Here is a 25,398-nt window from a genome sequence, read left to right as displayed (position 1 = left end):
CAGTTGCGCAGGACTGAAGGCAATATGAGCGATACGAAGAATCCAGGCGACAAGACAATCAGCGTTGAGCGTGGCAAGACGCTTGGCCTCAAGCGCGGGGGTGGCGACCAGGGAACTGTTCGGCAGTCCTTTTCGCATGGCCGGTCCAAAGCCGTCGTCGTGGAAAAGAAAAAGCGTCGTGTTGTGATCCCAGGCCAGGAGCCTAAGCCGGAAGCTCCGGCACCGGCAACGCAACGCCTTGAGAAATCGGGTGAAGAGCCACGCAAGCCGCAGCAGCCTGATCCTCAGGCAGCAAAGCAGGCCCGGCGCTCTGCGTCCGGTCAGCGCCAGAAAGGCAACGGCAACGTTCTGCGGACCTTGACCAAGGAAGAAGCAGCTGCACGTGCAGCGGCTCTCCAGATGGCGAAGGTGCGCGACGAGGAAGACCGCATTCGGCGCGAGGAAGACGAAAAACGCAGGGCTGCAGAAGCCGCCAAGCGTCAGGCGGAAGAAGAAGCGCGTGCAAGCGCCGAAGCTGAAGAGCGTGCCAAGCAGGAGGCGGAAGCCGCCCGTGTGGCCGCTGAAAAGGCCAAGGAAGCGCCTGCAGTCGAAGAAGCCAAGCCCGAAGCGGCTGCTGCTCCGGCAAGTGAAGCGCCCGCCCAGGCAAGAAAACCTGCCGGTCGCAAGCCGTCGCATGCCGATGGCGGCAGACCGCCAAGCCTTGATGACATGGGCAAGCGCAAAGAAGCCCCTGCGGCACGTCCCAAGCCTGCCCGTGAGGCAAGCGAAGACGACAGCCGGAACAACAACAAGGGTCTTCGTGCAGTCAAGCGACCCAAGCAGGCTCCGACACCGACGACGCGTCCGCGTGCTGGTGAAGACCGCCGCCGGTCCAAGCTCACGATTTCTGCGGCAACAGGAGGTGACGATGGACAGCGGGCACGTTCGCTGGCATCGATGCGCCGCCGCCAGGAAAAGGCGAAGCGTGGCCAGCAGCAGGTGGTTCGCGAGAAGATCTCGCGGGAAGTCACTTTGCCGGAAGCCATCACCATCCAGGAACTTGCCAACCGTATGGCTGAGCGTGCAGTGGATGTGATCAAGCTTCTGATGAAGCAGGGCCAGATGCTGAAGATCAACGATGTGATCGATGCTGACACGGCTGAACTGATCGCCGAGGAAATGGGCCACACGGTCAAGCGTGTGTCAGAAGCCGACGTGGAAGAAGGCCTGTTCACCCAGGAAGACGATGCGGCAACGCTTCAGCAGCGCCCACCGGTTGTCACCATCATGGGCCACGTTGACCACGGTAAGACGTCGCTGCTTGATGCCATCCGCAAGTCCAAGGTCGTTACCGGGGAAGCAGGGGGTATCACCCAGCATATCGGCGCTTACCAGGTCGATCAGGATGGTCAGAAGATCACGTTCATCGATACGCCTGGTCACGCTGCGTTCTCGCAGATGCGTGCCCGCGGTGCGAAGTCGACGGATATCGTGATCCTGGTTGTGGCCGCCGACGACGGTGTCATGCCGCAGACCAAGGAAGCGATTGCGCACGCCAAGGCCGCAGACGCGCCTATCATCATCGCGATCAACAAGATCGACAAGGAGGGCGCTGATCCGAACCGGGTTCGTACCGAGCTTTTGAGTGAAGAGCTGGTGACCGAATCCATGGGCGGTGACGTGATCGATGTCGAAGTTTCTGCGCTCAACGGGACCAACCTCGACAAGCTGCTTGAAATGATCCTGCTGCAGTCGGAAGTCCTGGAATTGCAGGCCAATCCGGATCGTACTGCTGAAGGCATTGTTATCGAAGCGCAGCTCGATCGTGGCCGTGGACCGGTTGCAACCGTTCTGGTTCAGAAGGGTACACTCAAACCCGGTGACATCCTTGTGGCTGGTGCCGAATGGGGCCGGGTCCGTGCGATGCTCGACGAGAATGGCAAGCAGGTAAAGGAAGCAGGCCCCGCCAAACCGGTGGAAGTTCTGGGTTTCCAGGGCACGCCGGCTGCTGGTGACATGGTTGCTGTTGTCGAAAACGAAGCCCGTGCTCGCGAAATCACTGACTATCGTCAGCGTCAGATTCGTGAAAAAGCCTCTGTGGTTGCGTCCGCTGCTCGCGGCTCGCTCGAACAGATGATGATGAGTGCACAGAACACCGGCAAGAAGGAATTCCCGCTGGTTCTCAAGGCGGACGTTCAGGGTTCTGCCGAGGCGATTGTTCATGCGCTCAACGAGCTGGGCACTGATGAAGTTGGTGCAAGGATTCTTCTGTCAGGCGTCGGTGGCATCACCGAAAGCGACATCACGCTGGCAGCGGCATCCAAGGCTCCCATCATTGGCTTCAATGTACGTGCCAACAAGCAGGCTCGCGAAGCTGCCTCGCGCGATGGCATCGAGATCCGTTACTACAATGTGATCTATGACCTAGTCGATGACATCAAGGCTGCCATGTCCGGTCTCTTGTCGCCGGAGCGCCGCGAGACGTTCCTCGGCAATGCGGAGATCAAGGAAATCTTCCACATCTCCAAGGTTGGCAAGGTTGCGGGCTGTCTGGTTACCGAAGGCGTGGTCGAGCGTGGCGCAAATGTCCGTCTCATCCGCGACGATGTGGTTATCCACGAAGGCGAATTGGGCACGCTCAAGCGCTTCAAGGATGAGGTCAAATCGGTCGAGTCCGGTCAGGAATGCGGCATGAACTTCGTCAAGTATCAGGACATGCGTCCGGGCGATGTTATCGAATGTTTCCGGGTTGAGCAGATCGCACGCACGCTCTGAGAGTCGGAAACGTTTAAAATTTTCTGGGCGACATTGGCGCTTGCCGATTGTGAGTTCGGAAGTCGGACAAAAGAGCGCGCGAAAGCGCGCTCTTTTCAATTGAGCGCGTGAACCGCGCAGGATATGCGACAGGCCCCGGAACATCGTGCGGCATTCAAGCGCAAACCGGGAAGACTGGCGGATAGGACCAGAACAATGGCAAAGCAACACAGACAGGACAGCAGGGGCCCATCGCAGCGTCAATTGCGCGTAGGCGAAACGGTTCGCAAGGAACTGTCAGACATCCTTACGCGTGGTGAATTTTCAGATCCGGAGTTGGACGGTGTAATCGTCACGATTCCGGAAGTTCGCATGACGCCCGACCTGCGCTTGGCAACCTGCCTGGTGATGCCGCTCGGTGGAAAGAATGCCGAAAATGTCGAAAAGGCACTCAACCGCAGTGCGAAGTATCTTCGTGGACAGGTTTCTCGCAGGCTGACCATGAAATACATGCCCGATTTGCGCTTTGTGCTCGACACCCGGTTTGATGATGACGACCGCATCGGGTCACTTCTTCATTCTCCGGACGTTGCCCGGGACCTGGACGACGAAAGCAACTAGATACCGACAGTCCCCGGTCACGACGGAAGCTCTTCAAGGCTCGGGCATGCTCGGACCGACGGGTGCTCATGGGGCTTTGACGTTTTTCTATGACAGAGCAAAAAATGGCACGGCAAAAACAGGTCAAAAGAAAAAAGAATGCCATCAATGGCTGGCTGGTCCTGGACAAGCCCTACGGCATCACCTCCAACGAGGCGCTGGGTAAGATAAAACGCATCTTCTCGCCGCAAAAAGTGGGTCACGCAGGCACTTTGGATCCAAGGGCTTCCGGTCTGTTGCCTGTTGCGTTTGGTGAAGCCACGAAGACGGTTCCATTTGTGATGGATGGCCGCAAGGTCTATCGATTTGAAGTGACCTGGGGCGCTGAAACCGACACTGACGATACCGAAGGCGAGGTTATTGCCTCATCTGACGTTCGGCCGACCGAGGATGCGATTGCTGCTGTCCTTAGCGAATTTACCGGAACGATCATGCAGGTCCCACCCAAATTCTCGGCAATCAAGGTTGCCGGTGAACGGGCCTATGATCTGGCGCGTGAAGGTGAGGCTGTCGCGTTGGAGGCCCGACCGATTGATGTTCACCGTCTCGATCTTGTCAGCTGCCGGGATGATAACCGCGCAATTTTCGAGGCTGAGTGTGGCAAAGGAACCTATGTACGCGCGCTCGCAAGGGATCTTGGCCGCAGGCTGGGCACGCGTGGGCATGTCACGGAATTGCGCCGGTTGCTTGTCGGCCCCTTTGGGGAAGGCGATCTGATCAAGTTCGACGAGATCCTGGAAGCGGCCGAGGATTTGCAGGACAGCGAAGATGTTCAGGAACTTGTCGCTGAATTTGTTTTGCCGGTCCGCGACGCAATGGATGAACTGGTTGAGGTCTCGGTCTCACTCGACGATGCAGCGAAGATCCGTAAAGGAATGGCAATTATCCTGCGCGGCCGGGACGCTCCGCTGAATACGGACGTTGCCTTTGCCAGCCACGCCGACGTGCCTGTCGCGATCGGCACGATTGAAAAAGGCCGTTTTCAGCCGACCCGTGTGTTTCATTTGTGATCCCTTGAACGGACTTTATGGTAACCCGTCATTGTTCGCGAGGTTTCCCGGTTTTTGAATTTATCTGAAGCGCAACGGTTGACGCGATCAGCAGGCCGGCAATCGTGTCCGACAGCCAGTGAACATCGCCGTTGATGCCAAACACAGTTGCAGACGCGACCCAGACAAACCAGCCCCAGGCACATAGCGCCAACCAGCGATACGGCGTGGACCAGGCCAGAACCAATGCAACAGCACCATTTGTTGCGGTGTGGCCCGACGGCCAGCCTTCGATCAGACTGGAAAATCCGCTTTCCAGAACGCCGAACCGAAAAACTTGTGACTTGGCCAGTGTGCCAATTGGATGAATGGCTTCCGGGTGAACCCGGGAGCTCACCCCTTTGAGAATCGAGACGATAATGAGCGTTGCCGAGAATGCTGTAAATGTCGTCTTCGCAAGCTTCGTTTCGCCCGTGAACACCAAAACAGCAGGCACGAGCAGTGGCATTACGAGGCCGGCAAGCATCGGAAATGCAGACCAAAACAGAGACGTGTTCGGTTCCTGCAGGCGCGCAAGATCATTGATGGCTGCATCAATGCCAAGCTGTGCGAGAAGGAAAGTCACACCGGCTGCAACAAGGCAGGTCAGATACACCCGCAAAGTCATGACTTCCCTTAAGACACCTCGCAGAATGTCGGTTGCCAAGCCAGCAGCTACAGTCATTTGAGTTTGATCATCGGTTGTTGGAGGCCGACAAGAGGCCTGTTTTCAGGGAAATAGAACCCGGTTCCATCGACATGTTTTGCGCCCATGAACAGCATGTTCGGTGTGTCTTCGCGCACGTATAGAAGATCGTGGTCGACCACATGCTTGCTGCCTTCAACATATTTCAGAAGGACGCAGAGCTGTCCAAGAATGTCACGGCGTTCACCGACAACGAAAGCCCCGGTGCCGCAGGCGGCCTGAGGCAGTTGGTTCAGTTGCGCCGCCATCGGCGGCGCTAAAACGGTGAGTTCAAGTTTCCGGTCAAGCACATAATCCTGAGACCAAGCGCCTTCGACCGCAGGATTTGCGTCATGCCAAACCAGACTTCCGGCGAAGTCGAATGCAATGGCTGGGCTTTTGCAGCCAGCGTCCGCGAAAACAGTAATGGTGGCAGCAAACTTGCCGTCGGCATCAAAGGAAAACTCCCGTCTGAGATAAGTGGAAGTTGGCGCAAGACCTGGGTCTTGCAGGTTTTGCTGCGGCCTTAACTCACAGGATATGGATGACCAGGAACCAATGATACGGCGTTTTAGACCATCCAGCGAAGTGTCGTTGGCAAATGCCGGTAAGGGTAGCCCGGACAGAATGGCCAGAAGGCAAAGGTTTCGGAAAGCCATGGTCATCTCCAAGATTTGACGATGACAACCGAGTATGAGCATAAGTGAGTTAGTGGCAACTAGTCATTATTTTGTGAGATAGTCATGAAAATCATACCAATGGCTCCAGATCCGCAATCCGGTTGTCCGGTGACCTATTGCCTGTCGAAGATCGGAGGCAAGTGGAAACCGGTCATTCTGTTCTGCATTTTCAATGGGATAAACAGGTTTGGCGCTATGCAGCGGGCAGTCCCGAATATCACCAAACAAATGCTGACCAAACAATTGCGAGAGCTGGAATCGGACGGAATGATTTCCCGAACCGTCTTTCCGGAAGTTCCGCCACGTGTCGACTATGCGCTGACGGACCTGGGCACATCGGTCTTGCCGGTTGTTGAAGCAATGAAATCCTGGGGCGAAGCGAATGGTGCGAGCTGAATAGCGATACCTGGGCTCACCAATCGGCGTTGGCCGGTGGCGCAACCGCGATACCTCAAAAAGAAGCTGTCCGCAGTCTTGGAAAATCACAACCTGGCACCTGACTTACAGGAAAAGAAAACTCTGGATTTCCTGGCGGTTTTCTGCCATATACCGCCGCCATTGAGTACTAAGGCTCAATTCGTCCGAAAGGATCCTTTGCTGAACGACATCTCGGCTCTGGAGACATTCGGATCAGGCCGGTTTCCGGCAGTTCAACGTGTCCGGTCAACGGACCACCACTCTTTGAAAGGAAAGAGCGATGTCGATTACTGCAGAGCGCAAAGCTGAGCTCATGAAGGAATTCGCAACCAAAGAAGGCGACACCGGATCTCCGGAGGTCCAGGTTGCAATCCTTACAGAACGGATCAACAACCTGACCGAACACTTCAAGGACCATGGCAAGGATAACCATTCCCGCCGCGGCCTTCTGAAGATGGTTGCGCAGCGCCGGTCTCTTCTGGACTACACGCGCGGCAAAAGCGAAGAGCGTTACAAGTCGCTCATCGAGCGTCTTGGCATTCGTCGCTAAGAAGACTGAATTCGGTAAACGCGGTGGGGTGAATTCCCGCCGCGTTTTTCTTTGGAGACACCTTCGGCAGGCACAGATGTACAAATTGCCGCTGGGAGATCCACCAATCGGCTCTTGAGCGTTTCCATTTGTTGATAAACGCTCTATAGAAGCCTCGTGACACGTCATGGGGCAGGATTGCCGGCTTCTTTCCACAAAAGTGGCGAAAGCAGCTCGTTGTCTTGCCCGTGGCCTGTCCACCGGTAACCGGCCCATCCGGGGCCGACCGGGAATGTGCCCGTTTCGCCGTGCTGTACCGAAAGCAGCCGGCAGCGGGCAAACTTGCAAGGACAGATGATGTTTGACATTCATCGTGTAGAAGTCGACTGGGGCGGACGTCCGCTCATTCTCGAAACGGGCAAGGTTGCCCGTCAGGCCGATGGCGCCGTCATGGCGACCTACGGTGAAACAAAGGTTCTGGCGACAGTCGTTTCCGCCAAGGAACCGAGGCCTGGTCAGGACTTTTTCCCGCTTACGGTGAACTACCAGGAAAAGGCATTTGCCGCTGGTAAGATCCCTGGAGGCTTCTTCAAGCGTGAAGGCCGCCCATCTGAGCACGAAACTCTGACCTCACGCCTGATCGACCGGCCGATCCGGCCGTTGTTTGCTGATGGCTACAAGAACGACACGCAGGTCGTGATCACCGTTCTGTCCCACGATCTGGAAAATGCACCGGACATTCTGGCTATGGTTGCGTCTTCCGCAGCCCTCACCCTTTCCGGTGTTCCGTTCATGGGCCCGATCGGCGGCGCGCGTGTTGGCTACATCAACGGCGAATACGTCCTCAACCCACTGGTTGACGACATGCCGGAATCGTCTTTGGATCTTGTTGTCGCAGGCACCAACGACGCAGTTCTGATGGTTGAATCGGAAGCCAAGGAACTCGACGAAGACACCATGCTTGGTGCCGTGATGTTCGGTCACAAGGGTTTCCAGACCGTGATCGACGCCATCATCAAGCTGGCTGAAACCGCTGCCAAAGAACCGCGTGAGCTGGTCTTGCCGGACCATTCCGAGCTCCTCGCCAAAATCAAGTCTATGGTCGCCGGTGAAGTTGCCGAAGCTTACAAGATCACGTCCAAGACCGAACGCAAGAATGCGGTTGACGCTGCCAAAGCCAAGGTGGTTGAGGCACTGATCAACAATGCCGCTGAGGGCGAAGCCGTCGAATCCAACGTTCTGGGCGAACAGTTCAAGAAACTGGAAGCTGAAGTTGTCCGTGGCAACATTCTCGACACGGGTTCACGTATCGATGGTCGTGACCTGTCGACCGTCCGTGCAATTTCTTCTGAAGTCGGCATCCTGCCGCGCGCACACGGCTCGTCCCTCTTCACCCGCGGTGAAACGCAGGGCCTGGTGGTTGCCACCCTTGGCACCGGTGAAGACGAGCAGTTCATCGATCTGTTGGAAGGCACTGTGAAGTCTCACTTCATGCTGCACTACAACTTCCCGCCTTACTCCGTCGGCGAAACCGGCCGCATGGGCTCTCCGGGACGCCGCGAAATCGGCCACGGCAAGCTGGCCTGGCGGGCGATCAATCCGATGCTGCCTCAGCATCATGAGTTCCCGTACACCATCCGCATTGTCTCTGAGATCACTGAATCCAACGGTTCGTCGTCCATGGCAACCGTTTGCGGTACATCCCTTGCGATGATGGATGCAGGCGTGCCGCTCAAGTCACCTGTAGCGGGCATCGCAATGGGTCTGATCAAGGAAGGCGATCGCTTCGCTGTTCTGTCCGACATTCTCGGTGATGAAGATCACCTTGGCGACATGGACTTCAAGGTTGCCGGTTCCGAACAGGGCATCACTTCCCTGCAGATGGACATCAAGATCGACGGCATCACCGAAGAGATCATGAAAGTTGCCCTGGCGCAGGCCAAGGACGGTCGTATTCATATCCTTGGCGAGATGTCCAACGCCATTACGGAAGCCCGGTCAGAGCTCGGCGAGCACGCACCGCGCATTGAAGTGATGAAGATCCCGGTCGACAAGATCCGTGAAGTTATCGGTTCCGGCGGCAAGGTCATCCGTGAAATCGTTGAAAAGACCGGTGCGAAGGTCAACATCGAAGACGATGGCACCGTCAAGATTGCTTCTTCCGATGGTAAGGCTATCAAGGCAGCCGTCAACTGGATCAACTCCATAGCCGCTGAACCGGAAGTCGGTGTGATTTACGAAGGTACTGTCGTGAAATGCGTTGATTTCGGCGCATTTGTGAACTTCTTCGGCGCCAAAGACGGCCTGGTTCACATTTCCCAGCTTGCTCCGAGAAAAGTCGGCAAGGTCACCGATGTGGTCAAGGAAGGCGACAAGGTCTGGGTCAAGCTGATGGGCTTTGACGAGCGTGGCAAGGTTCGCCTGTCCATGAAAGTCGTTGACCAGGAGACCGGCAAGGAAATCGAGAAGAAAGAAGAAGCTGAATAAGCCTTCTTGAGAGCTTGAATAGTAGAAGCGGGGGCCGTTCGGCCCCCGTTTTTTGTCTGCCTGATGAATTTTTGCTCGGTGTGATCAACCGGCCTCGGCTGCGACCTGATCAGTCCCGTTCATATTGACGAGATATCCGTGAAAATCGACACCGGCCATTGGCCGGGCGAAATGGTATCCCTGGATCAGCTGGCAACCGAATGACAGGATCAGATCACACTGTTCCAGCGTTTCAGCCCCCTCGCAGACCACGTTGATCCCAAGTGAACGCGCCATAGAAATGATGGCCTGGACAAGCGCCTGATCGTCCTGGTCCTGCTCTAGGTCCATAACGAAGGCGCGGTCCACCTTCAGCGTGTCTATCGGCAGGCGTTTCAGATAGCTGAGCGAGGAATAGCCGGTTCCGAAATCATCAAGGGATATCCTTATTCCCAGTGAGCTGATCGCGGTCAGGATCTCCACCGGGTTGGTTCGCTGATCGTCAAACATCACGCTTTCGGTTATTTCCAGACACAGATGTGCAGGATCCATGTCGGTGTCATGGAGTATGTCGCGAAGTCGGGTCAGGAAGTCCTCTTCACGGCATTGGCGTGGTGAGATGTTCACACTGATGCTTTCCAGCTTCATTCCATTGCGATTGCAGGACTGAAAGAAAGTGCAGGCTTCCCGGAGCACCCACTCGCCAAGGGGAACGATGAGACCGCATTCTTCGGCCACCTGAATGAACTCTGTCGGTGGAACGACGCCCAGCTTGTTGTCCGTCCAGCGTGCCAGCGCTTCACAGCCAACGACTTTGTTCGAGGCATAGTCAACAATCGGTTGGTAATTGAGGTGCAGCTCGTCATTTTCAATTGCACGCCGCAATGACGCTTCCACAAGACCTGCACGGGCAGTCTGTTCATTCATCCGGGTGGCAAAGAACCTGTAACTGGTGCCGCTCTCTGCCTTTGCCTGGTGCATGCTGGTGTCGGCCTGTAACAGCAGGACTTCATCGTCGTCACCGTCATTTGGCGCAAGCGTTATGCCAAGGCTGCCGGACAGCACGACACGAGTGCCGTCTTCGAGTTCAATCGGGTCGCTGATATCGGTCAGGATCTCCTTTGCAATCCTTTCGATTTCCCAGCGGTCCTCAGGGTCGGACAGGATAATGGCGAATTCGTCGCCGCCCATGCGCGCAACTGTCTGGTCCGGTCCCATTGTCTGTGTTAGCCGGGAGGCAACGCTTTCGATCACCCGGTCGCCCGCCTTCGGTCCATAGGTCTCATTGACCATCTTGAAGCGATCGATATCGAGGATCATCAATGCTGTCAGAACGCCGTCATGCCGGTTACGCTGCAAGCTTTGCCGCAACCGGTCCAGAAGAAGGCGTCGGTTGGGCAATCCGGTCAGAATGTCAAAATTGGCATTCTTGGTTGCCAGTTCTTCCTGACGTTTGCGCTCACTGATATCCGTGATCGTTACATAAAGGGCGTTCTCGCCGCGCCATTCCGTGAGACGAACGTGCTGTTCGAACCAGACTGTGTGCCCGTCTCTATGTTGCCCTTTGACATCATATACGCGTGGCGCGCCGCCGCTTCCGCGCATCTTCAGATAACTGCGCAGGCGGTCATGTTCTTCAGGTGCATAAAACGTCAGAAGGGGTGTTCCCACCAGCTGTTCGGACGTGCCGGGCTCATACCCGAGCATCTTCAGGAGAGCGTCATTTACATATAGGACGCGCCGGTTGGAATGCACCAAAACGCCGTGCAGCGAACCGTCGATCATGTCCTTGAACTGGGCATCCCTGTTCCTGACAGTTTCAAAGGCCGTCTGGAACATTGCAGACAGTTTGTTGAACTCGGAAATCAGTCCGGCCTGAGGAGCGGAAACCAGGCGATCCTGGCGCAAATTCATGGCATACCGCATCAGCCGGCCGAGGCTGGCGCTGGTTATCCTGTTGACCAGCAGCGCCGCACACAGCGCCAGCAAAACGGTATAGACGAGAAACGGTAGGAACAGCTGGCTATAGGTTGCCTTGACATTCTTGAGCGTGTCAATCGGCTGCTTGATAATGGCGGACAACATGTGTCCGTCAAGATCGGCGATTAGCGGCGCAATGACGAAAAGCTGATCATTTTCAAGTAGATACTGAACATCCTCTGATCCGGTGGTCACCCTGTGATGCAGTGTGTCGCTCATTAGCTCACCGATGCCGGCAACGATGTGATCGTCATGAGCGAATGAAATGTCATCGACCTGCAGGTTCTTGGCAAGCACACCTGGAAGCGAAAATGAACTGGTGACCGACGTGCCCCCAAAGACCCGGCCAAGAAGTTGCCCCGTATCCGGATCGATCACCAGGATCGACAAGGCAGCCGTAACTTCCATCGGGTCAGTATGGTGGTTGGAATAGGTGATCCAGATATCGGGAGGCATGGCCTGACGAACATCAAAAGGCAACTGATCCGTCAGGTCGATCAGGCCGAGGCTGCTTTTGACCCAACCTTTTTCATCGGGAAGATCGATCAGCAACAGGTCGAGAACAGCACTGGTCATGCTTTGCGATGCCTGTTCTACAATTGCCTTTGCCGCCGCTTCGTCCTTTTCAGCCAGTGCGTTTTGAAGCGCGGGGTCGCTTGCTACCGTGCGAATGCGCCCTTCGAGTTGGTCCAAATGTTGGTTGAAAACAAGACGCGCCAGCGTCGCCTTCGACTTGGCGCTGCGCGCAACTTCGTATTCTGCGATCGACAGACTTCCCATATAGGTGACCCAGAACAGGGCTATCCCCGTGCCGACCAATCCGATGGCGAAAAGCGCCATGACAAGGCGACTGAATGGAAATGAAAACCGACCCTTCAATGCGGCTCTCCGCGGGCGCTGGGAGTGTGACCGAGAGTTTGCGCAACAAGAAGACCTGCCTGGTTGAGTGGGATCAGGCTGTCATGGCCAAAGGCGATATTTCCAGATCTGGAGCGCCCTCGAAGCCCCGGCGTCAATTTGGTCACATCATTCTTCATTGGTTCTCAGACCATCCGAATACACCATCATGAAATCTTTGATTGGATTTCACAATTGTAAGATTAAGCAATCGGAAGCATCACTGTAATCGCTCAAAGTTTATCTTACGTGAATTGAAGGAAAGATTTTAGTCAACAAAAATACGGGAATTAACTTAGTCTTGACTGTGAAGTTCGAGTTCTAATCCTAGTAATATTTACAAGGAATTATACGGAGCTGCACTGCCGTCAAGCGCCATATCAAGCGTTTGCCTCCCTGTGCGAAACTGCTATACCCCCTTCGAAAGTTGATTGAGGGGTTCGTAATGGCGCAGATGCGTTTGGTGGTCGTCGGAGCTGGTGGCCGAATGGGTCGGGCCTTGACACGCGCCATAACCGAAGCACCGGGTGCAATGGTGGTCGCGGCAGTCGAGCGGGAAGGCGCTGATTGTCTGGGAAAAGACGTCGGAGATCTTGCAGGTACCGAGACACTTGGTGTGCCCGTCACCGACGATCCGCTGACCGCTTTTGCCAAGGCGGACGGCGTTCTCGATTTTACCGCACCTCCAGCCAGTCTCTATTTTGCCGAACTGGCCGCTCAAGCCCGGATCGTCCACGTCATTGGCACGACCGGCTGGGCGGAGGGGCAGGACGAACCTCTTCGTGCCGCAGCGCGACATGCGCGCATAATCAAGAGCGGCAATATGAGCCTGGGCGTGAATTTGCTTGCCAGCTTGGTGCGCAAGGCCGCCGCTGCGCTGGATTCCGACTTCGATATTGAAGTCCTGGAAATGCACCATAAACACAAGGTTGATGCGCCGTCAGGGACGGCCCTGCTGCTTGGTCAGGCCGCGGCCGAAGGACGTGGGCTCGATTTGGGAACCCACTCGGTGCGCACGCGAGACGGTATCATGGACCCAAGGCAAACGGGCAATATCGGCTTTGCTACCCTGAGAGGGGGATCGGTTATCGGCGAACACTCCGTGATTTTCGCCGGTGAAGGTGAAAGGATCGAACTGTCTCACAGAGCTGAAGACAGGCAGCTATTTGCGCGCGGTGCCGTGAAGGCAGCGCTATGGGGCTTTGATCAAAAGCCCGGATTTTATTCCATGGCCGACGTTCTCGGCCTGGACGACTAAAATTGAGATCGAAGCTTAAGGAGCACGGCATGGATCGCCTTCTTGTGCTTGTCCGTCACGGACAAAGCGAATGGAATTTGAAGAACCTGTTTACCGGCTGGAAGGACCCTGGCCTGACCGAACAGGGAGTTGCCGAAGCTCACAAGGCCGGACAGCAGCTCAAGGATTTGAAGCTGGAATTCGATCTCGCTTTCACCTCGGTTCTGTCGCGTGCGCAGAAAACGCTCGATATTATTCTGGATGAGCTCGGACAGACCGGTCTGGAAACGTTCAAGGACCAGGCGTTGAATGAACGGGACTATGGCGATCTGACAGGCATGAACAAAGATGAGGCCCGTCAGCAATTTGGTGAAGACCAGGTCCATATCTGGCGCCGCTCTTATGATGTACCGCCTCCTGGCGGCGAGAGCCTCAAGATGACGGCAGAGCGGGTGCTTCCATACTACAAGGCTGAAATTCTGCCGCGTGTGTTGGCTGGCAACCGGACAATTGTCGCTGCCCATGGAAACTCGCTCAGGTCCTTGATCATGGAGCTTGAAAACCTCAGCCCGGAAGAGATCCTGAAACGCGAGCTTGGAACCGGCACGCCGATCATTTATCGGCTCGATGAAAACGGCGGCGTTGTCAGCATGCAGGATCTTGCCGACTGACGCCTCGCTTTTCAGCAAAATGCCAGGACGGCAAAATTAGAGGGGCGATAGTGATCGCCCCTTTGTTTTTTCTAGACTTCGAAACCGCTTTGTGCCGCAAGGTTTTTCAACGGGCGTTCCGGGCGTGCGCCAACGTGACTGATGACACTCGCAGCGCATAGGCAGCCCAGCTCAGTCGCATCGGCGATCTTGTAGTCGCGTGCGAGGCCAAACAGGAAACCGGACGCAAAGAGATCACCGGCACCTGTCAGGTCCACAACGTTGGCAACGTCCTTCGCGTCAACTTTCACGGTTTCATCCCGGTCGAAAGCCATTGCGCCTTCGGAGCCGAGCGTCAGGGCTGTCAGTGCGCCGTTTTCCTTGGCGGCACTGATGGCCGTGTCCAGATCGCCGGTTTGGTAGAGCGCCTTGAGTTCGTGCTCGTTCGCAAACAGAAGATCGACAACGCCGTCGGACAGAAGCGATTGAAATTCGTCACGGTAACGGTCAACGCAAAAGGAATCGGAAAGCGTCAAGGCGACCTTGCGATTGTTCAGATGCGCAACTTCAGCCGCTTTAAGGAACGCTTTCTTGGCCTCTTCTGGATCCCAGAGATAGCCTTCCATGTAAGTGACCGCAGCTGCGGCAACGACTTCTTCGTCCACATCGGCCGGGCTGAATTCGGTGCAGGCGCCAAGATAGGTGTTCATGGTGCGCTCACCATCGGGTGTGATCAGGATCATCGAGCGCGCAGTCGGCTTCCACTCCCGCAGGCGCGGTGTGTTGAAATAAACGCCTGTTCCGTTCATGTCGTGAGAGTAGCTGTCGCCCAGTTCGTCTTCTGCCACCTTGCCGAAATAGGCAGGACGTCCCCCAAGAGACGCAATACCGGCTGCCGTATTGCCGGCGCTGCCACCGGAGACCCTGACGGTTTGCCCCATCTTGTTGAAGAGACGCACTGCTTCTTCGGTATCGATCAGACGCATTGACCCCTTGATCAGGTTTTCCTGGAGAAGAAAATCTTCTTCAACATGTGCAAACACATCGCAAATGGCATTTCCGATGCACAGGGCATCAAATCTGGTTTCGGTCATATTGTCCTCTGATAGCGCCAGGGGTGACGTTAGGAATTTGGATTGGGTCTGAGGGCGCGGTTGGCCTCAGGTTCTTTGATCTTTTCCCGGAACGGGCTGGCGCGGTAAACCCCGAGCATGTTCAGCTCCGCGCAGAAGAAGGCCAGCTCCTCAAGGGCGAGGGCCACCGCCGGGTCTTCCGGGTGCCCTTCCACATCTGCGTAGAACATGGATGCAAAGAATTGGCCTTCGAGCTGATAGGATTCCAGCTTTGTCATGTTGACCCCGTTGGTCGCAAACCCTCCGAGCGCCTTATAAAGCGCAGCCGGTACGTTTCGAACACGGAAGATGAACGTGGTGATAACCGGTTGGCCGTTATGCGCGGCCTCCATCTTGTCACGGGAGAGGATAACAAACCGTGTCGTGTTATGCGCAGCGTCTTCAACATTCTCGCGCAAGATGTCGAGATTGTAGATCTCGGCAGCCATTTCTGGCGCGAGTGCGCCGACGCTTGGGTCATTCAACTCGGAAATCTGCCGCGCCGAACCGGCCGTATCACCACCAACTACGGCGGTCAGACCGAGTTCCCGGATGACATTGCGGCACTGTCCAAGCGCATGAATGTGGCTTTGAACCTTCTTCAGATCTTCCACACGGGCACCCTTGGGCGCCATCAGCTGAAACCTGATCGGCATGAAATACTCGCCAATGATATTCAGATCGGATTTCGGCAGAAGGTGATGGATGTCTGCGACACGGCCAGCGACAGAGTTTTCGATCGGGATCATGGCAAGGTCCGCCGAACCATCCGCCATTGCGGAAAAGCAGTCCTCGAAGGTCGCGCAAGGGATAGCCTCGTAATCGGGATAAACGCTCCGGCAGGCCATGTGGGAGTTGGCGCCGGTTTCTCCCTGAAACACAATTCTTTTTCTATCTGACATGGGTAAAAAAGCCTGACTTTCTAGAATGTTCGGTAGGCTGCGCGTGCGCGCTCAAGATCTTCCGGGGTGTTCACGTCCATGGGTGCGCTGTCAATGACGGACACATCGATCCGCATGCCTGCCTCGAGCGCACGCAACTGCTCCAGCTTTTCGCGAAGCTCCAGCGGGGACGGCGAAAGGGCGACAAACTTTGCCAGGGCGGACCGCCGATAGGCATAAATCCCGATGTGGTGATAGTGCGGGCCTTCGCCGCTTGGAGCAAGTGCTCGGGTGAAGTAAAGCGCCCGGTGATGCCCTTCACCGTTTGGGGTCGTGACAGCCTTGACGAAGTTCGGGTCGTCTCTGAAGTCCGGGTTCGTGAACTCCGTCATGATGGTTCCGATCTGGACGTCAGGAACGGTCAGCGGAGCAAAGGCTGCCCGAATCGCTTCGGGTGCAATCAGGGGCACATCGCCTTGAACATTGAGCACCACTTCAAATTTTTCGTCCGGATCAACCAGTCCGACAGCTTCATGAATGCGGTCCGAGCCGGACGCATGATCGACACGTGTCATCACTGCCTGCCCCCCATGGTCCTGGATGGCATCGAAAATGTCTTTGTCGTCACAAGCGACGGCGACTGGGCCGATATCCGCATTCTGGGCTTGCTCGAGAACACGCACAATCATTGGTTTTCCGCAAATGTCGGCAAGCGGTTTGCGCGGAAGGCGTGTTGCCGCAAGACGGGCGGGTATGATCACAAGAGCGGCAGTCAATCGGGTCTCCATTCGGTCGGACGGGCAGAAAAGGCACAAAAAAACCTTGCCGCGTCCGTTTGTCGTATCAGATGCCCTTTTAAAGCTATGGACAGCAAGGTCAAAAAATTTGTAGGTTCCGGCAAAATTCGAAAAGCTGATAGGGCTCGCAGTGTCACTGCGGGCTCGGACGCGTATGAGCTTGGAGCCGGAGAGAATGGATTCCTTCACGCTGAACAAGATCGCCGGTGCGATCCTGATGGTCCTGATTTTGACAATGGGTGTTGGTATTGTCTCCGACATCATCTTCCACCCGACAATCCCCGGCAAACCGGGCTATGAGATTGTCGTGGCATCCGCGGAAGATTCCACTTCTGAAGTTCAGCCTGAGCCGGACGTTGTGCCGATTTCAGAGCTGCTACTCGCAGCCTCGGCCTCCGAAGGTGAGAAAGTCGCCAAGAAATGCGCCGCTTGCCACACGTTTGATGACGGTGGAGCCAACAAGGTCGGTCCGGCACTTTGGGATGTGGTCGGTCGCAAGCCTGGCGGCGTCGACGGTTTCGGATACTCTGCCGCCATGAACGAATACGGTGCGGCCAACGCCGAGTGGACATATGAAGGCCTTGAGTCCTTCCTGGCTTCCCCGAAGAAATACATCCCTGGCACGTCAATGGGTTTTGCCGGCCTTCGCAAGCCGGAAGAGCGGGCCAACATGATTGCTTACATGCGTGAGCTCTCTGCTTCGCCAAAGCCACTGCCGACAGAGTAAAACACCCATCGTCGCACTGCTATCTGTTGAAAATTCTGGAAGAGCCGGGCCTGGAGCCCGGCTTTTTTGTTGGAACTGGGCGAAAAATTAACAAATCTGACGTCACGTTATATGCTACGCGGGCGAAGGTCGGGTGTGGGCCGCATGGGCATAAGTCTAACGAGAGATCTGCTGGGCAAAACAAATGGAGCGGTTGCCGCCTCCATCGTTGCTGTCGCGTGTTTCCTCGTCGGAATTGCCGTGACAGCGCATGTGGGCCAGCTCGTACGCAACGAACTCGTTTCCCAACACAAGCGCGAAGTGATCGCCAACTTGTCTGAAGTGCACGCTCGGCTTGAAGGTGAATTGAGCCGCACGGTCGCCTACGGCTTTGGATTGAGATCGGTGGTCTCCCAGGACACCGATGCACCATTCGACATGGCAGACTATCGTGAAATTGCGATTGACCTGATCGAGGAAAACCCGTCGATACGTTCCATCGGTCTTGCACCCAACAACATTCTGCGAGCCGTCTATCCATTTGAACCGAACCAGGCCGCCATTGGTCTCAACTACCGAATGAACACCGCCCAGTGGCCTGCGATACGCAAAGCCATGCTCACCCGGGAGGTTGTCATTGCCGGGCCGCTTGAGCTCGTTCAGGGCGGGCGGGCTCTCGTGATCCGTATTCCCGTTTTTCCGGCGTCTTTCCCGGGCCAGGCCACAAAGGACCGGCCCTACTGGGGTGTCGTGACGCTTGTCCTGGACGAAGCAGGTTTGATGGCGTCAGCCGGGATCAGGGAAAGCGTCGATGGACTTCGAATGGCGCTTCTCAACAAGAACGCCGTAAACAGCCAGTCTGCGGTGATATTTGGTTCTGCGGCGATTGAGAACCTCGATTTTGTATCTCTGCCACTTCATCTGCCCGGGGGACTGGATTGGGAGCTGATCGCCTATCCGGAGGCCGGTTGGTCCAATATGGGCAACAAGGTCTGGATCACCCAACTGGTCGGAAGTTTCCTGTCTCTGGTCTTTGCAGCAATGGCGTTTCTTCTGATCAGTGAGGTCTACAAGGTCCGGTCAATGGCATTGCATGACCCCTTGACCGGGTTGGCCAACAGGCGGCTCCTTGAAGACCGGATGATGCAGCTCGCCGCCATGTGCGAACGCAGCGGTTCCGGTTTCGAGATTTTTTATGTCGATCTGGATGCCTTCAAGCCGATCAATGACAGTTACGGGCATTCGGTTGGTGACCGGTTGCTGGTGGAGGTGGGTCAACGGCTGCAGAACCAGGTTCGCAGGACTGATACGGTCGCACGCGTCGGCGGCGATGAGTTCATAGTCCTGACCCCTGGAAACATGCGCAGGCAGGAACGTAAGTCCTTTCTCACCAGACTGTCCGACCACGTGTCGCGCGCTTTTGAGTATTCGGGAGCACGGATTGACGTCAAGGCAAGCATTGGAACGGCAAGCTATCCAGGGGATGCAGCAACTGTCGAAGACCTACTAAGAGTTGCTGACGGTCGAATGTACGCTCAGAAGGCCAAAACTAAGCAAAATTCACAAGACGCTCCTAAGAAGGGAGTGATCCAGGCCGGTTAAATTTCTGTCATCTTGCCAACCAGCTGGTGACGTTTGGTCAGTGCGTCCCTACACTGTTTACATAAGGTCCGGTGATTTGGACCTGGGAAACAGGAAAGGGACGGAAAAGCCCATGGTGTTCAATTGGTGTTCTATCAGGCAGACCGCAGCAGGAATGGTGCTGGCGGGAGCCTTGTCTGCTACGGCATTAGGTACTGGTCCGGCACAGGCAGAAGAACCCGAATGGCAACATGCTGCTGCTTTGAACGGTACGCCGAAATATGGCCCGGATGCCCCTCATTTCGACTATGTAAATCCAGACGCGCCGATTGCAGGGACAGTTCGCCTGGCGAGCCGCGGTGGGTTCGATACCTTCAACATCCTGGCTCAAAAGGGCAATATTGGCCCTGGCGTCCTGATCATTTACGAAAGCCTGATGGAGCCGTCTCTCGACGAAGAGGACATCAGTGCACAGTATGGTGTTCTGGCAGACGCGGTCCGTTATCCTAAGGACTATTCCTGGGTCGAATACCGTCTCAATCCCGATGCCAAATGGCACGATGGCATGCCCGTGACACCGGAAGACGTCGTCTGGTCTTTTGAAAAGGCAATTGAGCTCGATCCACAGCGCAAGTTTTATTTCCAGAATGTCACGAACACTGAAATCGTAGATGACCGGGTCATCCGCTTCACTTTCGATTCATCTGGCAATCGTGAACTGCCGAAAATCATGGGCCAGCTCACCATTTTGCCAAAGCACTGGTGGGAGGGCACAGACAGCAAAGGCGAGCCGCGCGACATCTCCAGAGCAACGCTTGAACCGCCGCTGGGCTCTGGCCCCTACCGGATCAAGGATTTCACGGCCAACCGGCAGGTGAACTACGAACGGGTCGACGATTATTGGGGCAAGGATCTGCCCATTCGGGTCGGCACCTACAATTTCGACGAAATCCGCTACATCTCTTTTCTCGATGATGCAGTTCAGTTCGAAGCCTTCAAGGGCGATCAATACGACTATCATCTTGAGCGCAGCTCAAGCCAATGGGCAAAGCGCTACAATTTTCCTGCGATCGAAGATGGTCGTGTTGTCAGGGAAATCTTTCCCGACAGGTCTTCCGGCGTCATGCAGGGCTTTTTCCTGAACCAGCGCCGGGAAAAATTCCAGGACCCGGACGTGCGTCGAGCACTCAACTTTGCCTATGACTTCGAAACCACAAACGAGATCGTCTCGGCAAACCTCCTGAAACGCGTCAATTCCTATTTTGCAGGTACGGAGCTTGCTTCATCGGGGCTTCCCGAAGGCAAGGAGTTGGAGATCCTGGAAGAGGTTAGGGGCGAAGTTCCGCCGGAAGTATTCACTCAGGAATACACCAACCCTGTTGGTGGAAACCCGCAAAACGTCCGGGCGAACCTGCGCGAGGCTGTAAAACTTCTGCGCAAAGCGGGCTATGAACTGAAAGACCGCAAAATGGTCGACCCCGACACCGGTGAGCAGCTCAGCATCGAGTTCCTCTATCGGGACAAGGCCAGCGAGCGGACGCTGCTGCCTTATGCCAAGAACCTTGAGAGCATCGGCATCAATCCGATTTTGCGGCTCGTGGATACGTCCCAGTTCATCAACCGTGTACGTTCGCGCGATTTTGATACTGTCGTTTTGGCGATCGGTCAGTCGCTCTCGCCCGGAAACGAGCAACGGGAATACTGGGGAACCACATCTGCCGACAATCCGAGTTCGGCCAATTATGCGGGCATCAAGAACCCAGCAATCGACAAGCTGATCGACAAGGTTATCTTTGCAGAAGACCGTGAGACACTGGTGGCTGCTACGCACGCGCTGGATCGCGTGCTCTTGTGGAACCACTATGTGGTGCCGCAATTCTATTCCGATGAAACGCGAACCGCGCGCTGGAACCGCTTTGCACATCCGGAAAAGATGCCTGAGTTCAGCACCGGATTTCCAACGATCTGGTGGTACGATGAAGAGCTGGCAGCCAAGACGAAGGCGATCAAGTGATGAAGAAGTGTTTGTCTCCGACACGCCGTCAAATGCTTCAACTGTCCGGAGCGGCAATAGTTGCGGCTTCGACACCCCTTTCGGCAAAAATGGCTCTTGCGGCACCAAAGGGCCCAAGGCACGGCCTGTCGGTTTTCGGAGACTTGAAATATGGGCCGGATTTCACCCACTTTGAGTACGTCAACCCGGAGGCGCCGAAAGGGGGAGCCTTCTCGTTTCAGGCGCCCTATTGGTACTTCAATCAGAATGTACAGACCTACAACACGTTCAATTCATTCATCCTGAAGGGCGACGCGCCCCCTCGGATGGAGCTTTGTTTCGACACGCTTATGGTCCGAGCCTACGATGAGCCGGATGCTGTCTATGGGCTGGTAGCCGAAACAGTCGAAGTTTCTGAAGACGGCAACAGGTTCACATTCAATCTTCGGCCGGAGGCACGGTTCCATGACGGGTCCAAGCTGACTGCCGAGGATGTCGCGTTTTCCATAATGTTGCTGAAAGCCGACGGACATCCTCTGCTGAGCCAGCCGCTGGGCGTCCTCAAGGATGCAGAAGTGCTGGGCGAGCACCAAGTTGCGTTTCAATTTGATGGAACGCAGGCGCGGAGTTTCCCCCTCGCGGTAGCTGCCGACTATCCGATCTTCTCCAAACGCTACTACACCGCTTACGATTTCAAGCAGTCAACGCTGACCCCTCCATTGTCATCCGGTCCTTACAAGGTCGGCAGGCATGCGGTCGGTCGATATGTCGAGTATCACAAGGTTGAAAATTACTGGGCAAATGATCTTCCGGTCACAAAAGGTCAGCTCAACTTCTCAACCATCCGACTGGAATTCTTCCGGGAGCGACAAGTTGCTTTCGAAGCCTTCAAAAAAGGCGATGTTCTGTATCGAGAAGAATTTTCATCCAAGAATTGGGCAACGGAGTATAATTTCCCGGCTGTCGAGGATGGCCGTGTCGTGCGCCGTGACTTCCCGGATGGCCGTCCATCTGGTGCACAAGGGTGGTTCTTCAACACGCGCCGGGAAAAGTTCAAGGACCCGAGAGTTCGCGAGGCTCTGGGATATGCCTTTGATTTCGAGTGGTCCAACGAGAACCTCTTTTACGGGCTTTACAAACGTACCAAGTCGTTCTTTGAAAACTCGGACATGAAAGCTGAAGGTTTACCATCGGCAGCTGAACTGGAGTTGCTGGAGCCTTTCCGGGATCAAGTGCCGGAGACCGTGTTCGGTGAGCCGATAACTCCGCCGGTCAGCGATGGTTCAGGCTTTGACCGAAAGCTGTTGCGCCGTGCCAGCCAGTTGCTGAAGGAGGCAGGCTATGAGCGTGATGGTCCGCAGCTGATTGGGCCGGACGGCAAGCCGTTTGAAGTTGAATTCATCAACAACACGACTGCCTTCGAGAGGATCACGAATCCGTTGTTGAAGAACCTGGAACGGCTCGGCATCAAGGCCAACTTGCGCATTGTCGATCCGGCCCAGTACCAGGCCAGACTGAACGACTATGATTTTGACATTGCAAGCCGCCGGTATTCGCTTGCGCCAACTCTTTCCGACACTATCCGCGAACTGTGGGGATCAAAGGCAGCTGCAACGCCAGGAACCTACAACACCGCCGGTATCTCAAGTCCTGTTGTCGACGCCTTGATCGACAAGGCAATCGCGGCTCAGTCTCGCGAGGAAATGAACACTGCAGCCAGTGCTCTGGACCGTGTCTTGCGCTCGGGATTTTACTGGATTCCCCAGTGGTACAAGAATGTCCACAATGTCTCTCTATGGGATGTCTATGGCTTTCCGGAAGAAACGCCGCGTTATTTCTTCCCGGTTGAAGAACTCTGGTGGATAGATCAGGAAAAGGCGCAAAAACTCGGCAAAGGCGGGTAATCTTTCCGACAGTGACACCTCCGGCCCGCTTCAGAAGGCCAAAGATAAAGGGAATGCACGTAATCCATGGGCGCCTATATTCTCCGCCGATTGCTGCTCATGATACCGACGCTGGTCGGAATCATGGCCATAAATTTCGTGATAATCCAGTTCGCGCCGGGAGGCCCGGTTGAGCGTGTCATAGCGCAGCTTCAGGGGACCGATGTTTCGGCCACCTCACGGATTAGCGGCGGCGGCAGCGATATGCTCGGAGGGGGGAACGATTCCTCCGGTGGCAGCGGCGCTGCATCGGCTGACGCGGTCAGCTCCAAATATCGCGGCGCTCAAGGTCTTGATCCGGAATTCATTGCCGAGTTGGAAGCGCAATTCGGCTTTGACAAGCCGCCATTTGAGCGGTTCCTGAATATGCTCTGGAACTATGCGCGGTTCGATTTCGGCGAGAGCTACTTCAGGGACATTCGAATTATTGACCTGATTGCCGAGAAACTGCCCGTCTCGATTTCTCTCGGTCTCTGGATGACACTGATCTCCTACCTTGTGTCGATCCCGCTCGGCATCCGCAAGGCCGTGAGTGACGGATCTCGCTTCGACGTGTGGACATCCGGTGTCGTGGTTGTCGCCTACGCCATCCCGGGGTTTCTCTTCGCTGTTCTCCTGATCGTGCTGTTCGCCGGCGGATCCTTCTGGGACATCTTCCCGCTGAGAGGCCTGGTGTCGGACAATTGGGAATCTCTGTCCTGGCCAGCCCGGATTGCGGACTATTTCTGGCACTTGGCGTTACCACTCACAGCCATGGTGCTGTCTGCATTCGCAACAACGACGCTCCTGACCAAGAACTCCTTCCTGGACGAAATCCGTAAGCAATATGTCATCACTGCCAAGGCCAAGGGATTGAACGAAAGTCAGGTGCTTTACGGGCATGTGTTCCGCAACGCGATGCTGATCGTCGTTGCCGGTTTCCCAGGCGCATTCATCTCTTCATTCTTTGCCGGCTCTTTGCTGATTGAGACAATCTTCTCGCTCGATGGTTTGGGTCTGCTTGGATTTGAATCGGTGATCAACCGCGACTACGCCGTCGTCTTTGCAACACTCTATATCTTCTCGCTGATGGGACTTCTGGTGAACCTCATTTCCGATCTCACCTACACCTGGATCGATCCCCGGATCGATTTCGAAAGCAGGGAGGTCTGAGCCATGTCATCCGATCATAGCAACGACACAGGTGGCAGCTTCGATATCGGCGATTCCCGAAGCGAGGCAGTGGCCTACGAGCCGGCGATAGAAGCAGCTTTTGTCGAGACGGATCACGGACCGGTCACCGAACACAACGACACTGCGGACCTCGTTCCCTATACCGCTTCACGTATTTCGCCCATCAATCGCCGCCGTCTGCAGAATTTCAAGGCCAACCGAAGGGGCTTTTGGTCGCTTTGGATTTTCCTGGTGCTGTTTTCAATGGCGATGCTGGCGGAATTCCTGACCAATGAACGCCCCATTTTGGTGTCCTACAAGGGTGAACTGCTCGCACCTGTATTCGTGGATTATCCTGAAGAAAAATTCGGTGGTTTTCTGGCCGTAACAGACTACAGGGACCCCTTCATTCAGGAAGAAATAGCAGCCAATGGCTGGATGCTCTGGCCGCCCGTTCGCTATAATCATCGGTCTGTGAACCGTAACATTCCGGTTCCTGCCCCGGCGCCGCCGTCCTGGACCATGAACAAGGAAGAACGCTGCGCGCGCTACCCGATGGGAGCCGAGGATCCGAATTGCGTCATAGGCAACTGGAACTGGCTCGGCACCGATGATCAGGGCCGTGATGTGCTGGCCCGCATGGTCTATGGGTTCCGGATTTCCGTCCTCTTTGGCCTGGCCCTGACTCTCGCGTCTTCTGTCATCGGCATCGCTGCCGGCGCTGTTCAGGGCTATTATGGTGGCTGGGTCGATCTCGGTTTCCAGCGCTTTATCGAGATCTGGACCGCAATACCGACCCTTTACCTGATCCTGATCGTCTCTTCGTTCCTGGTGCCGGGGTTTTGGACTCTCTTTTTCATACTGCTCGCCTTCTCCTGGGTGGCGCTGGTCGGCGTTGTCAGGGCCGAATTCCTGCGAGGTCGAAATCTGGAGTTTGTGTCCGCGGCAAGAGCGCTCGGGGTGTCCAATCCGGTCATCATGTGGCGGCACCTGCTCCCGAATGCGATGGTGGCAACGCTCACATTCATGCCGTTTATCCTGAATGGCTCGATATCGACCCTTACGGCGTTGGACTTTCTCGGGTTCGGGCTGCCACCCGGATCGGCTTCGCTTGGTGAATTGTTGGCCCAAGGAAAGAACAATCTTCAGGCCCCATGGCTAGGCATAACCGGCTTTGTGGTGATTTCGCTCATGCTCAGCCTCCTGATCTTTATCGGCGAAGCCGTGCGCGATGCATTCGACCCGCGCAAGAGCCTGGGCTAGGGAGGAAA

General features: G+C 55.7%; 21 protein-coding genes. 14 read left to right on the top strand and 7 right to left on the bottom strand.

Annotation, left to right across the window (positions count from 1 at the left end; all coding sequences use genetic code 11):
- Window positions 1-24: 24 nt before the first annotated feature.
- From infB to truB, 3 genes are all read left to right on the top strand, one after another.
- On the top strand, window positions 25-2,754 hold the full coding sequence (infB, locus tag K1718_RS26945) for a translation initiation factor IF-2 (RefSeq protein ID WP_265680212.1): 2,730 nt from the start codon (window positions 25-27) through the stop codon (window positions 2,752-2,754).
- A gap of 195 nt (window positions 2,755-2,949) precedes the next feature.
- Window positions 2,950-3,354 carry a 30S ribosome-binding factor RbfA gene (gene rbfA, locus K1718_RS26940; RefSeq protein ID WP_152504008.1) on the top strand — a complete coding sequence of 135 codons (405 nt, stop codon included), beginning with the start codon at window positions 2,950-2,952 and terminating at the stop codon, window positions 3,352-3,354.
- A gap of 104 nt (window positions 3,355-3,458) precedes the next feature.
- Window positions 3,459-4,403, top strand: coding sequence for a tRNA pseudouridine(55) synthase TruB (gene truB / locus K1718_RS26935; protein WP_265680213.1), 945 nt, complete (start codon window positions 3,459-3,461; stop codon window positions 4,401-4,403).
- Window positions 4,404-4,431: 28 nt separating this feature from the next.
- Here the strand turns inward: truB and K1718_RS26930 are convergent, their stop codons facing one another.
- Window positions 4,432-5,106 (bottom strand): phosphatase PAP2 family protein, encoded by a 675-nt coding sequence (locus K1718_RS26930; RefSeq protein ID WP_152504006.1) that lies wholly within the window; start codon window positions 5,104-5,106, stop codon window positions 4,432-4,434.
- Entirely contained in the window at window positions 5,103-5,765 is a 663-nt protein-coding gene (locus tag K1718_RS26925; protein WP_265680214.1) for a hypothetical protein, read from the bottom strand. The genes K1718_RS26930 and K1718_RS26925 overlap by 4 nt, the downstream gene beginning before the upstream one ends.
- A gap of 84 nt (window positions 5,766-5,849) precedes the next feature.
- Between K1718_RS26925 and K1718_RS26920 the strand changes: the two genes are divergently transcribed.
- The 3 genes from K1718_RS26920 to pnp all read left to right on the top strand — a co-directional run bounded on the left by K1718_RS26920 (window position 5,850) and on the right by pnp (window position 9,219).
- On the top strand, window positions 5,850-6,182 hold the full coding sequence (locus K1718_RS26920) for a winged helix-turn-helix transcriptional regulator (protein ID WP_265680215.1): 333 nt from the start codon (window positions 5,850-5,852) through the stop codon (window positions 6,180-6,182).
- Between the two features lie 301 nt (window positions 6,183-6,483).
- The gene (gene rpsO, locus K1718_RS26915; RefSeq protein WP_152504003.1) at window positions 6,484-6,753 is read left to right on the top strand and encodes a 30S ribosomal protein S15; all 270 of its coding nucleotides are present in this window, start codon (window positions 6,484-6,486) and stop codon (window positions 6,751-6,753) included.
- A 336-nt stretch (window positions 6,754-7,089) separates the two neighbouring features.
- Complete coding sequence (pnp, locus tag K1718_RS26910) at window positions 7,090-9,219, top strand: polyribonucleotide nucleotidyltransferase (RefSeq protein WP_265682456.1); 2,130 nt, start codon at window positions 7,090-7,092, stop codon at window positions 9,217-9,219.
- Window positions 9,220-9,303: 84 nt separating this feature from the next.
- Here the strand turns inward: pnp and K1718_RS26905 are convergent, their stop codons facing one another.
- Both K1718_RS26905 and K1718_RS26900 read right to left on the bottom strand, forming a co-directional pair.
- Window positions 9,304-12,057, bottom strand: coding sequence for a putative bifunctional diguanylate cyclase/phosphodiesterase (locus K1718_RS26905; protein ID WP_265680216.1), 2,754 nt, complete (start codon window positions 12,055-12,057; stop codon window positions 9,304-9,306).
- A complete protein-coding gene (locus tag K1718_RS26900; RefSeq protein WP_265680217.1) occupies window positions 12,054-12,203 on the bottom strand; it encodes a hypothetical protein in 150 nt (49 codons plus the stop codon). Before K1718_RS26900 ends, K1718_RS26905 begins: the two co-directional genes overlap by 4 nt.
- A gap of 317 nt (window positions 12,204-12,520) precedes the next feature.
- On the opposite strand from K1718_RS26900, the gene dapB reads away from it, so the two are divergent.
- Both dapB and K1718_RS26890 read left to right on the top strand, forming a co-directional pair.
- Window positions 12,521-13,333: a 4-hydroxy-tetrahydrodipicolinate reductase gene (gene dapB, locus K1718_RS26895; protein ID WP_152504000.1), complete on the top strand. Its 813-nt coding sequence runs from the start codon at window positions 12,521-12,523 to the stop codon at window positions 13,331-13,333.
- Window positions 13,334-13,362: 29 nt separating this feature from the next.
- A complete protein-coding gene (locus tag K1718_RS26890) occupies window positions 13,363-13,983 on the top strand; it encodes a 2,3-bisphosphoglycerate-dependent phosphoglycerate mutase (RefSeq protein WP_152503999.1) in 621 nt (206 codons plus the stop codon).
- A gap of 71 nt (window positions 13,984-14,054) precedes the next feature.
- On the opposite strand, the gene K1718_RS26885 is transcribed toward K1718_RS26890, so the two are convergent.
- The 3 genes from K1718_RS26885 to K1718_RS26875 are packed head-to-tail and all read right to left on the bottom strand — an operon-like array spanning window position 14,055 to window position 16,743.
- Complete coding sequence (locus K1718_RS26885; RefSeq protein ID WP_152503998.1) at window positions 14,055-15,056, bottom strand: adenosine kinase; 1,002 nt, start codon at window positions 15,054-15,056, stop codon at window positions 14,055-14,057.
- A gap of 29 nt (window positions 15,057-15,085) precedes the next feature.
- Window positions 15,086-15,976, bottom strand: a complete 891-nt coding sequence (locus K1718_RS26880) for a prephenate dehydratase (RefSeq protein WP_152503997.1) — start codon at window positions 15,974-15,976, stop codon at window positions 15,086-15,088.
- A gap of 20 nt (window positions 15,977-15,996) precedes the next feature.
- Entirely contained in the window at window positions 15,997-16,743 is a 747-nt protein-coding gene (locus K1718_RS26875) for a 3-deoxy-manno-octulosonate cytidylyltransferase (protein WP_265680218.1), read from the bottom strand.
- 184 nt (window positions 16,744-16,927) lie between these two features.
- Between K1718_RS26875 and K1718_RS26870 the strand changes: the two genes are divergently transcribed.
- The 6 genes from K1718_RS26870 to K1718_RS26845 all read left to right on the top strand — a co-directional run bounded on the left by K1718_RS26870 (window position 16,928) and on the right by K1718_RS26845 (window position 25,390).
- Window positions 16,928-17,479, top strand: a complete 552-nt coding sequence (locus K1718_RS26870) for a c-type cytochrome (RefSeq protein ID WP_152503995.1) — start codon at window positions 16,928-16,930, stop codon at window positions 17,477-17,479.
- 144 nt (window positions 17,480-17,623) lie between these two features.
- Window positions 17,624-19,060 (top strand): diguanylate cyclase, encoded by a 1,437-nt coding sequence (locus K1718_RS26865; protein WP_152503994.1) that lies wholly within the window; start codon window positions 17,624-17,626, stop codon window positions 19,058-19,060.
- A gap of 112 nt (window positions 19,061-19,172) precedes the next feature.
- The gene (locus K1718_RS26860; protein ID WP_152503993.1) at window positions 19,173-21,053 is read left to right on the top strand and encodes an extracellular solute-binding protein; all 1,881 of its coding nucleotides are present in this window, start codon (window positions 19,173-19,175) and stop codon (window positions 21,051-21,053) included.
- A complete protein-coding gene (locus K1718_RS26855; protein ID WP_265680219.1) occupies window positions 21,053-22,936 on the top strand; it encodes an extracellular solute-binding protein in 1,884 nt (627 codons plus the stop codon). The genes K1718_RS26860 and K1718_RS26855 overlap by 1 nt, the downstream gene beginning before the upstream one ends.
- A 66-nt stretch (window positions 22,937-23,002) precedes the next feature.
- Window positions 23,003-24,127, top strand: coding sequence for a microcin C ABC transporter permease YejB (locus K1718_RS26850; RefSeq protein WP_152503991.1), 1,125 nt, complete (start codon window positions 23,003-23,005; stop codon window positions 24,125-24,127).
- A gap of 3 nt (window positions 24,128-24,130) precedes the next feature.
- Entirely contained in the window at window positions 24,131-25,390 is a 1,260-nt protein-coding gene (locus tag K1718_RS26845; protein WP_265680220.1) for an ABC transporter permease, read from the top strand.
- Window positions 25,391-25,398 lie beyond the last annotated feature (8 nt).

This window comes from Roseibium porphyridii (genome assembly GCF_026191725.2).
Taxonomy (GTDB): Bacteria; Pseudomonadota; Alphaproteobacteria; order Rhizobiales; family Stappiaceae; genus Roseibium; species Roseibium porphyridii.
This window is presented reverse-complemented; position numbering and strand designations above follow the sequence as displayed.

What these genes read in the sequence shown, in the direction of transcription:
- K1718_RS26855 (WP_265680219.1), top strand. Translation starts at nt 21,053, where the DNA reads ATGAAGAAGTGTTTGTCTCCGACACGCCGTCAAATGCTTCAACTGTCC.
- K1718_RS26875 (WP_265680218.1), bottom strand. Translation starts at nt 16,743, where the DNA reads ATGGAGACCCGATTGACTGCCGCTCTTGTGATCATACCCGCCCGTCTT.
- K1718_RS26865 (WP_152503994.1), top strand. Translation starts at nt 17,624, where the DNA reads ATGGGCATAAGTCTAACGAGAGATCTGCTGGGCAAAACAAATGGAGCG.
- K1718_RS26850 (WP_152503991.1), top strand. Translation starts at nt 23,003, where the DNA reads ATGGGCGCCTATATTCTCCGCCGATTGCTGCTCATGATACCGACGCTG.
- truB (WP_265680213.1), top strand. Translation starts at nt 3,459, where the DNA reads ATGGCACGGCAAAAACAGGTCAAAAGAAAAAAGAATGCCATCAATGGC.
- rpsO (WP_152504003.1), top strand. Translation starts at nt 6,484, where the DNA reads ATGTCGATTACTGCAGAGCGCAAAGCTGAGCTCATGAAGGAATTCGCA.
- dapB (WP_152504000.1), top strand. Translation starts at nt 12,521, where the DNA reads ATGGCGCAGATGCGTTTGGTGGTCGTCGGAGCTGGTGGCCGAATGGGT.
- K1718_RS26880 (WP_152503997.1), bottom strand. Translation starts at nt 15,976, where the DNA reads ATGTCAGATAGAAAAAGAATTGTGTTTCAGGGAGAAACCGGCGCCAAC.
- infB (WP_265680212.1), top strand. Translation starts at nt 25, where the DNA reads ATGAGCGATACGAAGAATCCAGGCGACAAGACAATCAGCGTTGAGCGT.
- K1718_RS26925 (WP_265680214.1), bottom strand. Translation starts at nt 5,765, where the DNA reads ATGGCTTTCCGAAACCTTTGCCTTCTGGCCATTCTGTCCGGGCTACCC.
- K1718_RS26930 (WP_152504006.1), bottom strand. Translation starts at nt 5,106, where the DNA reads ATGACTGTAGCTGCTGGCTTGGCAACCGACATTCTGCGAGGTGTCTTA.
- K1718_RS26890 (WP_152503999.1), top strand. Translation starts at nt 13,363, where the DNA reads ATGGATCGCCTTCTTGTGCTTGTCCGTCACGGACAAAGCGAATGGAAT.
- rbfA (WP_152504008.1), top strand. Translation starts at nt 2,950, where the DNA reads ATGGCAAAGCAACACAGACAGGACAGCAGGGGCCCATCGCAGCGTCAA.
- K1718_RS26920 (WP_265680215.1), top strand. Translation starts at nt 5,850, where the DNA reads ATGAAAATCATACCAATGGCTCCAGATCCGCAATCCGGTTGTCCGGTG.
- K1718_RS26885 (WP_152503998.1), bottom strand. Translation starts at nt 15,056, where the DNA reads ATGACCGAAACCAGATTTGATGCCCTGTGCATCGGAAATGCCATTTGC.
- K1718_RS26845 (WP_265680220.1), top strand. Translation starts at nt 24,131, where the DNA reads ATGTCATCCGATCATAGCAACGACACAGGTGGCAGCTTCGATATCGGC.
- pnp (WP_265682456.1), top strand. Translation starts at nt 7,090, where the DNA reads ATGTTTGACATTCATCGTGTAGAAGTCGACTGGGGCGGACGTCCGCTC.
- K1718_RS26860 (WP_152503993.1), top strand. Translation starts at nt 19,173, where the DNA reads ATGGTGTTCAATTGGTGTTCTATCAGGCAGACCGCAGCAGGAATGGTG.
- K1718_RS26870 (WP_152503995.1), top strand. Translation starts at nt 16,928, where the DNA reads ATGGATTCCTTCACGCTGAACAAGATCGCCGGTGCGATCCTGATGGTC.